The following is a 12,949-nucleotide window of genomic DNA, read 5'->3' on the forward strand; positions in this document are numbered from 1 at the left end:
ATGAAAAAGCGCAATTTTCTCCTGTTTCTGCTGGCAAATCTGGCGTTGTCCTTACAGACCGCCAGAGCAGATAATGACAGTTTCAATGTTCAGTTTATCGGCACCATCGTGGGGGAGTCCTGCAACGTCGACACAGGCAGCGTTGAGCAGACGGTCGAACTCGGTGACTTTACCGCGGATGATTTCCCGTCGGTTGGCACCACAACGCCGGATACAAAGTTTGATATCACGTTGAAAGGTTGCACCCGCGCCATTACCGGCACCAAAGTTTGGTTTACCGGGAATGTGGATGCGAACAACCCGACATTGCTGGCACTTTCAGATAACGGAAAGGGAACGCCTGGCAGGATGGCAACGGGCCTCGGCGTTGAGCTACTGGATTCCAATCGCACCCCAATACCGATCAATAATACGGAGTCCTCGCTTTATCCGCTGCTGCCGGGGGATAACACGCTCACGTTTTATTTGCACTATAAATCCACGCTGCCCGTTGTGACGTCAGGAAATGCGACTGCCGTTATGTATTTTGACCTGCTTTATCAGTAAGGAATATGAATGAAACCGTTTCTCCGGTTATTTTTCTTCTGCATTATCCTGATGCACCTGGGCAGTGCGAGTACAATGGCGCACGACGGGACCGTTTATATTGTAGGCACCGTAAAAAGCAAAACCTGCATCATATCGCCTGATTCGGAAAATCTTATCGTTCGTATGAGCGACGTCGCCACAGGGCAATTTACGAACCAGAAAAATAATACGCCATGGGAACATTTTGCTATCAATCTTGAAAACTGCGGCGCAGGGTTGAATAACATCAGTACCCATTTTGAAGGCACACCCAATCAGGGCAACGCAGATTTGCTTTCGCTGACAGGCGGTCCGGGTTATGCCAGCGGCGTGGCTATCGGTATTTATAATCCGGACAAAACGCTTATACCGCTGGGCGATGAAAGCCAGCTGTTTACGCTGTCAAATAACCAGCTTACTGCCACCCTTGATTTTTATGCCCGTTATCTTGCTGACGGAGGCGCTGTATCGCCCGGAACAGCCAATGCTGCAGCAACCTTTATTTTGACTTATGCCTGATAACACCGTGATGAAACTGCGCATCCTGATCCCTGTTTTAGCCATCTTAACGTCCATCTCTTTTGCGCATGCAGGCGTCGTGATAGGGGGGACACGCTTCGTCTATCCTGAAAAACAGCACTCCATTACCGTTTCAGTGCGCAATAAATCCACGCTTCCCTGGCTGGTCAGCGCAAAAATTTATGCTGGCGGAAACTGGCCAGGGGCAACCTCTGTCCCCCAGGCGACCTCGGCGCTTGTTGCAACGCCCGCGCTTTTTGCACTACAGGGCGGACGCGAAAATAGCATCAGGATTTTTCGTGCCGATGAGGGGTTGCCTGCTGACCGTGAAACGCTTTTCACCCTCAGCATCTCAACCATTCCAGCCAGTAAGACCAGCAGCGACAACGTGCAAATGGCCGTACGTTCGAGCTTCAAAGTGTTCTATCGCCCTGAGGGATTAAACGGCAATCCAGAAAACGCGTATCGGGAAATCCTCTGGTCATATTCAGCAAACCAGCTCGTGGTGAAGAACCCGACCCCCTACTACGTGACGCTCTTCCAGACGCGTATTAACAACAAATCCATTGATAACGCGGGCATCATTGCCCCTTTTAGCCAGCGAACAATGGACGAGTGCCAGAAGGCGCCTCGCTGCGAAATACGCTGGCAAACCATAAACGACTATGGCCGGGTTATGCCGCCCGTGGTTAACATCCTTAATCTGAAATGAGTCCCCATCATGTTTTTCATAAAGCCCCCCTTCCTCGTTCTGACCGTTTTCGTCACACTGACCGCACCGGCGCTGAGCCAGGCCGCTGAGTTTACCGCTGAGCAGAAGACGGAAATCGGCAAAATCGCCGAGGATTACTTTACCGCCCATCCGGAAAAAATGGGTGAAGCGATATCTATCTACCTGGCTAATCATCCTGAGTTTCTGGTTGCCGCGAGCGAAAACCTACGCCAAAGCCAGCAAGCGGCCGCACAAAAAATGAAAGAGATGCAGGACGCAGCCAAAAAAGCGCAGTAAAGCAAAATCTAAAGCCGGGCGGACTACGCTCATCCGGCCTAGAAAACCATTCCACCTTTTCCCCAAAAGCCCGGTAAGCGCAGCGCCACCGGGCAAGACCATTACTCCGGCAATAACCCGACAAAGCTGCGTTTTTTGCGCGGCTCCGACATCAGCTCCTCCAGCTTATCCACGCACGCGAGATAGTGCGGGGTTTGCTTATGCGCCAGCACCGCCTCTTCGTCTTTATAGGCTTCGTAGATAAAGAACCGGGTTTTCACCCTCGGGTCCTGCAATACGTCAAAACGCAGGTTCCCCGGCTCCTGGATTGCGCCCTCGTGGTTGGCGCGAAACACCTCCAGAAACTCGTCCACCCGCTCGGGCTTAATGTTGATCTCTACCAGCGTCACGTTCATTTTGCTTCTCCCTGTTTCTCTTCCTGCCAGAACTGGAACGCATCACGGGCGTTCCAGTTCTCGTGAACCACTTTTTTCACCGCCTTCAGCATGGCGAGCGGCGCGCTGGACTGGAAGATGTTGCGCCCCATGTCCACGCCGGACGCGCCCTGGTCTATCGCGCGCCAGCACATCTCCAGCGCCTCGTGCTCCGGCAGCTTTTTGCCCCCCGCGATAACGATCGGCACCGGGCAGCTGGCGGTGACTTTTTCAAAACCCTCATCCACGTAGTAGGTTTTGACGAACTGCGCCCCCATTTCGGCTGCGATGCGGCTTGCCAGCGAGAAATACCGAGCGTCACGCGCCATCTCTTTCCCCACGCCCGTTACCGCCAGCGTCGGCATGCCGTAGCGCGCCCCTGCATCGACAAGCTTGATGATGTTGTTGATCGACTGATGCTCAAACTCGCTTCCGATGTACACCTGCGCCGCCACCGCGCAGACGTTCAGGCGCAGGGCGTCTTCCATCGCCACCGCCACGCACTCGTTGGACAGTTCCCCCAGAATCGAGTTACCGCCGGAGGCGCGCAGCACCACCGGTTTGTTCGTCGCGGCGGGCACCTGGCTCCTGAGGATGCCGCGGGTACACATCAGCACGTCGGTTTCACCAAACAGCGGCGCGATAGAGAGGTCGATACGCTCAAGGCCGGTAGTCGGCCCCTGAAAGTAGCCGTGGTCAAAGGCCAGCATCACCGTACGGTTGCTCTGCGGATTGAAGATGCGCGCCAGCCGCGACTGCATGCCCCAGTCCAGCGAGCCGCAGCCCTTCAGGGTGAACGGCACATTTTGCTGCGGCGTGCCGATGCCAAAATCCTTGCCGTCTTTGATGTCGTCTAAATCAGCCATTTGCTCCCCCGTCAGAAATCGTATTTGCTGATGTTCTCTTTGGTGAACACCACGCGTTCCGGCAGCAGCACGATGCCGTTGCCCTTCGCCTCATACTGGTAGCCCTGCACGCTGTTCGGCTCGACCTTCAGCGCCCCGATATCTTTTACGTCCACGCTGTCGCCAACGTTAAGATCGCCTTTTTTCAGCAGGCGATCGGCGACATTGACCGCAATTTTGCCCTGTTGCACCACGTCCCACAGGCCGAAGGCCTTCACCGTGCCGCGCTCAACGTACGGGCGCATCACGTTCGGCGTGCTGAACCCGACAATCGCCACGCCTTCCCGCTTCAGGTTTTCTGCCGCCTGCGCGGCAGCAGGAAGCGCGTTGGCGTCCGGGGCGACGATCGCATCCAGATCCGGATAGGCTTTTAAGATCCCTTCGGCGGTCTGCAACGATTTGGTGGCGTCGTTATAGCCAAACTGGGTGGTGACGATCTGCCACTGGGGATGGTCTTTCTCGATTTTGGCCTTCGCCTCTTTCACCCACTGGTTCTGATCGGTAACGGTCGGGCTGGAGTAGAAGAACGCCACTTTCGCGTTCGGTTTGGTGACCTGCTTGCCCGCCATCTCCACCAGCAGGCCGCCCAGCTGTTCCGGCGTCCCCTGATTGATGTAGATGCTGCGGCACTCCGGTTTGGTATCGGAATCCCAGGTCAGAACCTTGACGCCGCGCTGCATCGCGCGCTTCAGCGCCGGACACAACCCATCCGGCGACACGGCGGAGACGATAATGGCGTTATAGCCCTGGTTGACGAAGTTATTGATGAGCTGCACCTGGCCGGAGACGCTCGGCTCGGTCGGGCCGTCGTAGGTCACGTCCACGCCAAGATCTTTCCCCGCCTCTTTCGCACCGTTGCCGCCGCTGGTGAAGAAGCCGACGCCCACCAGCTTCGGGATAAAGGCAATGCGGTCCGCCGCCTGCGCCGAAGCGAAGCTGAGGGCCATTGCCAGGACGAGCAGTTTTGTTTTCATCTTACGCTCCGGATAGTTTTCTAAAGAGAGATCGCACCCATTCGCGGTGCAGACTCAGCGAACGCCCCATCACCACCACAACCAGCAGCGCCCCCGACAGCGCGCTCGACACCTGGTTGGGGATGCCGACCATCTGTAAACCCTGTTGCAGGTACCCCACCAGCAGCGCCGCCAGCGCCGTACCGACAACCGAACCTGACCCGCCGTAGATATTGGCTCCGCCGAGCACGGCGGCGGTGAGCGCAGGCATTAAAAGATCGCGCCCCAGATCCGAACGCGCGGAGCCGAAATAGGAGACCATCACCAGCGCGGCAATCGCCGAGGCCACGCCCACCAGGCCGTACAGCACGTAGGGCATGCCGTTCACCGGCAGCGCCGCATAGCGCGCCGCGCGCGGGTTCTGCCCAATCAGGAACAGATGACGGCCAAAGCTCCCGCGGTGGGTAATGAGCCAGAAGAAGACGGTGATTACCGCGAACAAGACCAATGGGATCGGCAGACCCAACACCGTGAGGTTAGCGAACGCCGTGAAGCTGTCCGGGAAGCCGCCGATGCCCTCGTAGCCCGTCGCGCCCGCCATGCCGGAGAGCAGCAGCGCGCCGCCGCCGTAGAGGTAGAGCGTGCCGAGGGTGATCACCAGCGGGCTGATGCCGGTGTAGTGGATCAGCGCCGCATTCACCAGCCCGCACAGCAGACCCAGCAGCAGCGTAAGCGGAACAGCGACCGCCATCGGCCACCCGGCCTGCATCATCACCCCCAGCGCAATGGCGCACAGGCCGATGGTCGAGCCGAGGGAGATGTCGATCCCGCCGCTGACGATCACCAGCGTCAGCGGCAGCGCCACGATACCGATGCAGATGAAGTCGCTGGTGCTGAACAGCAGCATGTTGATATCGAGCATGCGCGGGTTGATGGCGCCAAAGAGCAGGATCTCCAGCACCAGTAAAATGAGCAGCGCGCTTTCCCAGTTAAGCCTCATTTACGCCACCTCTTTTTTACGTTTGGGAAAGTGGGTGACGTGCTTTCCCCCTCTGTTGCCCGGCTGGAAACGACCGTACTTCAGCGCCCGCTGATGCCGCGCCAGCGCCTGACGCAGACGCCCGTCGAGCACCAGCACGCCCAGCAGCACCAGCCCGGCGATAAAGTCGTTCCACCAGGCCGGAAGCCTGAACAGCACCAGCACGGTATCGATTTGGGTGAGGAAGAACGCGCCGAGGAAAGCACCGACCAGCGTGCCGGTGCCGCCCAACAGTGAAATGCCCCCCAGTACGCAGGCGGCAATGGCTTTCATCTCCAGCCCGCTGCCGGTCTGGTTGGGCACGAAGCCTATCTGCGCGGCAAAGACGATCCCGGCGCAGGCCGCCAGCAGGCCGTTCAGGGTAAAGGCGATCATGCGGGTGCGATTCACCGCCACGCCCAGCTGGCGCGCGGCGGCGAGGTTATCCCCCACCGCGTAGAAATCACGCCCGAACGCGGTGCGCGACAGCGTCCACGCGCCGGTGACCACGATAATCAACACCACCATGCCAAGGGGCGACACGCCGATGGCCGCAGGCTCAGAGAGGGATTTCAACCCCGGCGGCAGCCCTTCAATCCACTTTCCGCCCGTCCAGAGCAGCATCGCTCCACGGTACAGCCCCAGCGTGCCGAGGGTGGCGACAATCGCCGGGATGCGTAATCCCACCACCAGAAAACCGTTGAATGCCCCCGCCAGCGCGCCAACTGACAGCGCGAAGAGAATGGAAACGGGCAGGCTGTAGCCACTGTTCAGCGCCACGCCGACGGCGATGGCGGACAGCCCGACGGTTGACCCCACGGAGACGTCGATATTGCGGGTCAGCATCACCAGCGCCGCGCCGATCGCCAGCAGGATCAGGATCTGCGAGCTGGCGAAGATCATCCCCAGCGTCTGCAAACTCAGGTACGACGGATTGAGCGCCACCAGCACGGCGAACAGCGCCAGAATGGCGAGAAACGCGCTCAGCTCGCGGTTTTTCAGTAAGGTCTTCATGCTTGCCCTCCAAACGCCAGCGCCATCATGCGATCGAGGCTGACGGCATGGCGCGGCAGCTCGCCGCTGAGTACGCCCTGATGCATCACCAGCACACGATCGGCAAGGCCGGGAAACTCATCGAGATCGCTTGAGATCATCAGCACCGCCACGTTCTGCGCCGCCACGCTTTTGATAAGCTGGTAGATATCGGCGCGCGCCGAGACGTCCACGCCGCGCGTCGGTTCATCGACGATCAGCAATAACGGGTTGGCTTCCAGACAGCGTGCCAGCAGCACCTTCTGCTGGTTGCCACCGGAAAGCGTGCGCACGGTTTGATCCGCATGGTTGAGCTTGATCCCCAGCGCCCGGTGATAGCGCTCCACCACCGCGGACTCTCTTTTCCGCTGCTGCCAGAGCGACGGCTCGTTCAGCGCCACGGTGTTCCAGCGGATCGGCGCGTCGAGGAACAGGCCGGACACCTGCCTGTCTTCCGGCAGGTAGACCAGGCCTTTGTCCAGACGTGAACTTACCGGTGCGGCGGTGATGTCCTGGTTCTCCAGCCAGACGCGCCCCCCGCGCACAGGCCGCAGGCCATAGAGCGTTTCGGCAAACTCGGTGCGCCCGGAGCCTACCAACCCGGCCAGGCCGACGATCTCCCCGGCGTAGATCTCAAGGCTCAGATCGATAAACCCTTCCCCGGTAAGATCCTCCACCCGGAGCACCGGAAAGTCCTGCGGCTGGGTGCGACGGTTGCCCGGCAGCGCCAGCCACAGCTTTTGCGTATCGCTGAGGGATTTCTCGCGGCTTACCGGCGTCATGGCGGCGATCAGGGCGCTATCGTCAAACTGCGCGGTTTCACCGCTGAGCACCACCGCGCCGTCGCGCATCACCGAGACGTGGCTCGACAGCATGCGAATTTCCGGCAGCTTATGCGAGATAAACACGATCCCGACGCCGAGCGCCTGCAGGGCGCGGATCTGACGAAACAGCCGTTCGGTTTCGCCCGGCGTGAGGGAGGCCGTGGGCTCGTCGAGGATCAGGATCCTGGCGTTGCGCATTAATCCGCGCAGGATCTCCACCATCTGCTGATCCGCCACTTCCAGGGTGCTGGCGGCGGCGTCGAGGTTCAGCCGGCACTGCAGCTGCTCAAGTTTCTCCGCCAGCCGCTTTTCCAGGCCGCGCTCGCGCGGCAGGCGGAACAGGATGTTTTCCCGCACCGTCAGGTTGGGGAACAGCAGCGGCTCCTGCGGCACGAGGTAAATGCCGAGCCTGTGCGCCTGCACGGGCGTCAGCCGCGCATATGACTGCCCCTCGACGGAAAGTTCACCCTCATCCGGCGTCTCGACCCCGGCGATGATCTTCATCAGCGTCGATTTTCCCGCGCCGTTCCCGCCCATCAGCGCGTGCACCTGGCCCGCAAGCAGCGTGAAATCAATGCCTTTTAGAACCGGCACGCCTGAGAACTGCTTGCTGATACTTCGCGCGTCGAGAAGTGGGGTCATCATCGCTCCGCCATTGAACAAATGATTTTTAGATTTAATAATGTTCAAAAGCGTAGACGGTGAACTATATTTACAACCGTGCAGGGATCACAGTTTTATCGATTGAGATTCAGATAAACCAGAAACGATCGAAATGATCCGTTTTGTCGCGTGGCTCACACTTTCCCTCCGCGTCATCACGAACATATGATCTAAATTTTTATAAGAGTTCAACTATGAGCGATAAACGCACTGCGGAAGAAGGACGGTTTGCCGGACTGGCGCTGGCGGAAGAGGAGCTGGTGGCGCGCGTAGCCTGGTGCTACTACCACGACGGGCTGACCCAGAACGATATCGGCGAACGCCTCGGGCTGCCGCGATTAAAAATCTCCCGCCTGCTGGAGAAGGGCCGCCAGTCTGGGGTGATCCGCGTGCAGATTAACTCCCGCTACGAGGGCTGCCTGTCGCTGGAAACCGAGCTACAGCAGCGCTTTGGCCTGAAGCTGGTGCGCGTGATGCCTGCCCTAAATACGCCGCCGATGAACGTGCGGTTAGGCATTGGCGCGGCGCAGTCGCTGATGGGCGTGCTGGAACCCGGCCAGCTGCTGGCGGTGGGGTTCGGTGAAACCACCATGAGCAGCCTGCAGCACCTGAGCGGCTTTATCAGCTCGCAGCAGATCCGTCTCGTGACGCTCTCCGGCGGCGTCGGGCCGTACATGACCGGTATCGGCCAGCTGGACGCGGCCTGCAGCGTCAGCATGATCCCCGCCCCGCTTCGCGTGTCTTCCGCCGAAGTGGCCGGGATCTTAAAACGCGAGACCAGCGTGCGGGACGTGATCCTCGCCGCCACCGCAGCCGACGTGGCGGTAGTTGGTATTGGTTCAGTAAACCAGCGCCGTGACGCCACGATCCTGCGCTCCGGCTACATCAGCGAAGGCGAGCAGCTGATGTACGCCCGCAAAGGCGCGGTCGGCGACATTCTCGGCTATTTCCTCAATGCCGAAGGGGAGTGCGTTGAGGAGCTGGAGATCCACAAAGAATTACTCGGCGTCTCGCTTGATGAGCTGGCGCAGCTGCCCACCATCGTTGGCGTGGCCGGCGGGGAAGAGAAAGCCGATGCGATTTATGCCGCACTGAAGGGTCGCCGTATCAATGGCCTGGTGACGGAAGAGACGACAGCCCGCGCGGTGCTGGCTCTGGCCAAATAAGAGCCCGCCCTGCGCTAACAGCGAGGCAAGCTCATGAGTTACCTTTTAGCGTTAGATGCAGGGACCGGCAGCGTTCGCGCCGTGATTTTCGATTTGCAGGGCAACCAGATTGCCGTCGGCCAGGCCGAGTGGAAGCACCTGAGCGTGGAGAACGTGCCGGGCTCGATGGAGTTCGACCTCGACACCAACTGGCAGCTGGCCTGCCGGTGCATTCATCAGGCGCTGGAGCGTGCGCGCCTGAGCGCGGCAGATATTCAGTCCGTCGCCTGCTGTTCGATGCGCGAAGGGATCGTGCTGTACGACCGCAGCGGCGAGGCCATCTGGGCCTGCGCCAACGTCGACGCCCGCGCCAGCCGCGAGGTGGCCGAACTCAAAGAGATCCACGATGACCGTTTTGAATCCGAAGTGTATGACGTCTCAGGGCAAACGCTGGCGCTGAGCGCGATGCCGCGCCTGCTGTGGCTGGCGCACCATCGTCCGGACATCTACCGCAAGGCCGCAACCATCACCATGATCAGCGACTGGCTGGCGGCGAAACTCTCCGGCGAACTGGCCGTTGACCCCTCCAACGCGGGTACCACCGGCATGCTGGATCTCTTCTCCCGCGACTGGCGTCCGGCGCTGCTGGACATGGCCGGGCTGCGGGCCGATATCCTCTCGCCGGTGAAAGAGACCGGCACCGTGCTGGGGGCCATCACCCATGAAGCCGCGCAGCAGAGCGGACTGCGCGAAGGGACCCCGGTGGTGATGGGCGGCGGTGACGTGCAGCTGGGCTGTCTGGGGCTGGGCGTGGTACGCGCCGGGCAGACTGCGGTGCTGGGCGGCACCTTCTGGCAGCAGGTGGTCAACCTGCCGCAGGTACGCACCGATCCTGAAATGAACATCCGCGTGAACCCGCACGTCATCCCCGGCATGGTGCAGGCGGAGTCGATCAGCTTCTTTACCGGGCTGACCATGCGTTGGTTCCGCGACGCCTTCTGCGCGGAGGAAAAGCTGATTGCCGAGCGGATGGGGATGGACACCTATTCCCTGCTGGAAGAGATGGCCAGCCGGGTGCCGGCGGGCTCCCACGGGGTAATGCCGATCTTCTCCGACGCGATGCATTTCAAGCAGTGGTACCACGCCGCGCCGTCGTTTATTAACCTCTCCATTGACCCGGAAAAATGCAATAAAGCGACGCTGTTCCGCGCCCTGGAAGAGAACGCGGCGATTGTTTCGGCCTGCAACCTGGCGCAGATTTCACGCTTTTCCGGCGTGACGTTTGAGAGCCTGGTGTTTGCGGGCGGCGGGTCAAAAGGTGCCCTGTGGAGCCAGATCTTAAGCGACGTCACGGGCCTGCCGGTGCGCGTGCCGGAAGTGAAAGAAGCCACGGCGCTGGGCTGCGCGATTGCCGCGGGTACGGGCGCGGGGCTGTTTGCCGATATGGCCTCGACGGGCGAGCGGCTGGTGAAATGGAGCCACGAGTTCACGCCAAACCCGGCGCACCGCGAGCTGTACGACGGCATGATGCAGAAATGGCAGGCGGTATACGCGGACCAGCTCGGGCTGGTGGACAGCGGGTTGACCACGTCGATGTGGCAGGCGCCGGGGCTGGTGCGGGCAGCAGCGCCGTAAATAACGCCGGATGGCGCTACGCTTATCTGTCCTGGGGTTTTGTAGACCCGGTAAGCGCAGCGCCACCGGGGAAGTTCTTTGAGATCTATCACAATCATTCGATCCCGCTTTTACCTTTCCGCTGCCGCTGGCTAAATTAGTAACTCATCCGACCACATAACAATAATTTTACACTGGAAGAGACTATGAGCCGCTACCCGTCGTTATTCGCCCCTCTCGATCTGGGGTTCACCACACTCAAAAACCGCGTGTTGATGGGCTCGATGCACACCGGGCTCGAGGAGCATCCGGACGGGGCCGAACGTCTGGCAGCCTTCTATGCCGAACGCGCGCGCCATGGGGTGGCGCTGATAGTCACCGGCGGCGTGGCCCCTTCCCCTTCCGGCGTCGGCATGGAGGGCGGTGCGGTCCTGAACGATGCAGCACAGCTGCCGCATCACCGCATTGTGACCGACGCGGTACACAACGAGGGAGGTAAAATTGCCCTGCAAATTCTGCACACCGGACGCTACAGCTACCAGCCGAATCTGGTTGCGCCATCGGCCATTCAGGCGCCGATTAACCGCTTCACTCCGCATGCTCTGAGCCACGACAAGATCCTGGCGCTGATTGACGACTTCGCCCGCTGCGCCGCGCTGGCGCGTGAAGCGGGCTATGACGGCGTCGAGGTGATGGGGTCTGAAGGCTATCTGATCAACGAGTTCCTCGCCGCCCGCACTAACCACCGCGACGACGAATGGGGCGGCGACTATGCCCGCCGCATGCGCTTTGCCGTGGAGGTGGTGCGCGCGGTACGTGAACGCGCGGGCGCGGATTTTATTATCATCTTCCGCCTGTCGATGCTCGATCTGGTGGAGGGCGGCGGCACGTTTGACGAAACCGTGCAGCTGGCGCAGGCGATAGAAGCCGCGGGCGCCACGATTATCAATACCGGGATTGGCTGGCACGAGGCGCGCATCCCGACCATCGCCACGCCGGTGCCGCGCGCGGCGTTCAGCTGGGTAACGCGCAGGCTGAAAGGCAAAGTGTCCGTTCCGCTGGTCACCACCAACCGCATTAACGATCCGCAGGTGGCGGACGATGTGATTTCGCGCGGCGATGCCGACATGGTCTCGATGGCGCGCCCGTTCCTGGCCGATGCTGAACTGCTGTCCAAAGCGCAAAGCGGCCGTGCGGATGAGATCAATACCTGCATCGGCTGTAATCAGGCCTGTCTGGATCAGATCTTCGTCGGAAAGGTCACCTCCTGCCTCGTCAACCCGCGCGCCTGCCATGAAACCAAAATGCCGATCGTTCCGGCGGTCAATAAAAAACGCCTGGCCGTCGTGGGTGCTGGCCCGGCAGGCCTGGCGTTTGCGGTCAATGCCGCCTCGCGCGGGCACGGCGTGACGCTGTTTGATGCGTTGGGAGAGATTGGCGGGCAGTTTAATATCGCCAAACAGATCCCCGGCAAAGAGGAGTTCTACGAAACGCTGCGCTACTACCGCCGGATGATCGAGCTGACGGGCGTCGAGCTGCGGCTTAACCAGTTTGTCCACGCGGCGGATCTGTCTGATTTTGATGAGGTGATCCTGGCGAGCGGGATCGTACCGCGCACGCCTGCGATCGAGGGTATCGATCATCCAAAAGTGCTGAGCTATCTCGACGTGCTACGTGACAAAGCGCCGGTTGGCGAGAAGGTGGCGATTATCGGCTGCGGCGGGATCGGTTTTGACACCGCGATGTATTTAAGCCAGCCGGGCGAAGCCACCAGCCAGAACATTGCCGAATTCTGCTTGGAATGGGGTATCGACACCAGCCTCAGCCAGTCCGGCGGCCTGCGACCCGAAGGGCCACAGCTGCCGAAAAGCCCGCGCCAGATCGTAATGCTGCAGCGTAAAGCCAGCAAACCGGGCGAAGGGCTGGGGAAAACCACCGGCTGGATCCACCGCGCCACCCTGCTCTCGCGCGGGGTGAAGATGATCCCGGCGGTGAGCTACCAGAAGATCGACGACGACGGGCTGCACGTCACGATCGGCGGCGAGCCGCAGCTGCTGCGCGTGGATCATGTGATTTTGTGTGCCGGGCAGGAGCCGAAGCGGGATCTGGCGGATCCGCTGCGCGAGGCCGGTAAAACGGTGCATCTGATCGGCGGGTGCGACGTGGCGATGGAGCTGGATGCGCGGCGCGCGATTGCGCAGGGGACGAAGTTAGCTCTGGTGATCTAGGGCATTGCCGGGCGGCGCTTCTGTATGACCGGATACATAGGTGACAGATCAGACCGGGA

The 12,949-nt window shown here is 60.4% G+C and carries 13 protein-coding genes; 7 read left to right on the forward strand and 6 right to left on the reverse strand.

Annotated elements, in window-relative coordinates; genetic code table 11:
* Genes ACVCAM_RS21090 through ACVCAM_RS21105 form a run of 4 tightly spaced genes read left to right on the forward strand, consistent with a single transcriptional unit; the run spans nt 1 to nt 2,095 of the window.
* A complete protein-coding gene (locus ACVCAM_RS21090; protein ID WP_008503166.1) occupies nt 1-546 on the forward strand; it encodes a fimbrial protein in 546 nt (181 codons plus the stop codon).
* Nucleotides 547-555: 9 nt separating this feature from the next.
* Complete coding sequence (locus tag ACVCAM_RS21095) at nt 556-1,086, forward strand: fimbrial protein (protein WP_023294617.1); 531 nt, start codon at nt 556-558, stop codon at nt 1,084-1,086.
* A gap of 10 nt (nt 1,087-1,096) precedes the next feature.
* Nucleotides 1,097-1,798: a fimbria/pilus periplasmic chaperone gene (locus ACVCAM_RS21100; RefSeq protein ID WP_234099228.1), complete on the forward strand. Its 702-nt coding sequence runs from the start codon at nt 1,097-1,099 to the stop codon at nt 1,796-1,798.
* Between the two features lie 9 nt (nt 1,799-1,807).
* Nucleotides 1,808-2,095: a hypothetical protein gene (locus ACVCAM_RS21105; protein WP_063453754.1), complete on the forward strand. Its 288-nt coding sequence runs from the start codon at nt 1,808-1,810 to the stop codon at nt 2,093-2,095.
* Between the two features lie 101 nt (nt 2,096-2,196).
* Here ACVCAM_RS21105 and lsrG read toward each other — a convergent pair whose 3' ends face one another.
* The 6 genes from lsrG to lsrA are packed head-to-tail and all read right to left on the reverse strand — an operon-like array spanning nt 2,197 to nt 7,882.
* Nucleotides 2,197-2,490 carry a (4S)-4-hydroxy-5-phosphonooxypentane-2,3-dione isomerase gene (gene lsrG, locus ACVCAM_RS21110; RefSeq protein WP_008503162.1) on the reverse strand — a complete coding sequence of 98 codons (294 nt, stop codon included), beginning with the start codon at nt 2,488-2,490 and terminating at the stop codon, nt 2,197-2,199.
* Entirely contained in the window at nt 2,487-3,374 is an 888-nt protein-coding gene (gene lsrF, locus ACVCAM_RS21115; RefSeq protein WP_032653516.1) for a 3-hydroxy-5-phosphonooxypentane-2,4-dione thiolase, read from the reverse strand. The genes lsrG and lsrF overlap by 4 nt, the downstream gene beginning before the upstream one ends.
* Nucleotides 3,375-3,385: 11 nt before the next feature.
* The gene (gene lsrB, locus ACVCAM_RS21120) at nt 3,386-4,387 is read right to left on the reverse strand and encodes an autoinducer 2 ABC transporter substrate-binding protein LsrB (protein ID WP_032653517.1); all 1,002 of its coding nucleotides are present in this window, start codon (nt 4,385-4,387) and stop codon (nt 3,386-3,388) included.
* Between the two features lies 1 nt (nt 4,388).
* Complete coding sequence (lsrD, locus tag ACVCAM_RS21125; RefSeq protein WP_407223699.1) at nt 4,389-5,366, reverse strand: autoinducer 2 ABC transporter permease LsrD; 978 nt, start codon at nt 5,364-5,366, stop codon at nt 4,389-4,391.
* Nucleotides 5,367-6,398: an autoinducer 2 ABC transporter permease LsrC gene (gene lsrC, locus ACVCAM_RS21130; RefSeq protein ID WP_407223700.1), complete on the reverse strand. Its 1,032-nt coding sequence runs from the start codon at nt 6,396-6,398 to the stop codon at nt 5,367-5,369.
* Entirely contained in the window at nt 6,395-7,882 is a 1,488-nt protein-coding gene (gene lsrA / locus ACVCAM_RS21135; protein WP_407223819.1) for an autoinducer 2 ABC transporter ATP-binding protein LsrA, read from the reverse strand. Before lsrA ends, lsrC begins: the two co-directional genes overlap by 4 nt.
* Nucleotides 7,883-8,097: 215 nt before the next feature.
* On the opposite strand from lsrA, the gene lsrR reads away from it, so the two are divergent.
* The 3 genes from lsrR to ACVCAM_RS21150 all read left to right on the forward strand — a co-directional run bounded on the left by lsrR (nt 8,098) and on the right by ACVCAM_RS21150 (nt 12,890).
* Entirely contained in the window at nt 8,098-9,069 is a 972-nt protein-coding gene (lsrR, locus tag ACVCAM_RS21140; RefSeq protein ID WP_008503156.1) for a transcriptional regulator LsrR, read from the forward strand.
* Between the two features lie 33 nt (nt 9,070-9,102).
* Nucleotides 9,103-10,683, forward strand: coding sequence for an autoinducer-2 kinase (gene lsrK, locus ACVCAM_RS21145; protein WP_059361024.1), 1,581 nt, complete (start codon nt 9,103-9,105; stop codon nt 10,681-10,683).
* A 185-nt stretch (nt 10,684-10,868) separates the two neighbouring features.
* Entirely contained in the window at nt 10,869-12,890 is a 2,022-nt protein-coding gene (locus tag ACVCAM_RS21150) for an oxidoreductase (RefSeq protein WP_407223701.1), read from the forward strand.
* Nucleotides 12,891-12,949 lie beyond the last annotated feature (59 nt).

It is taken from the genome of Enterobacter sp. CFEC122, assembly GCF_052983755.1.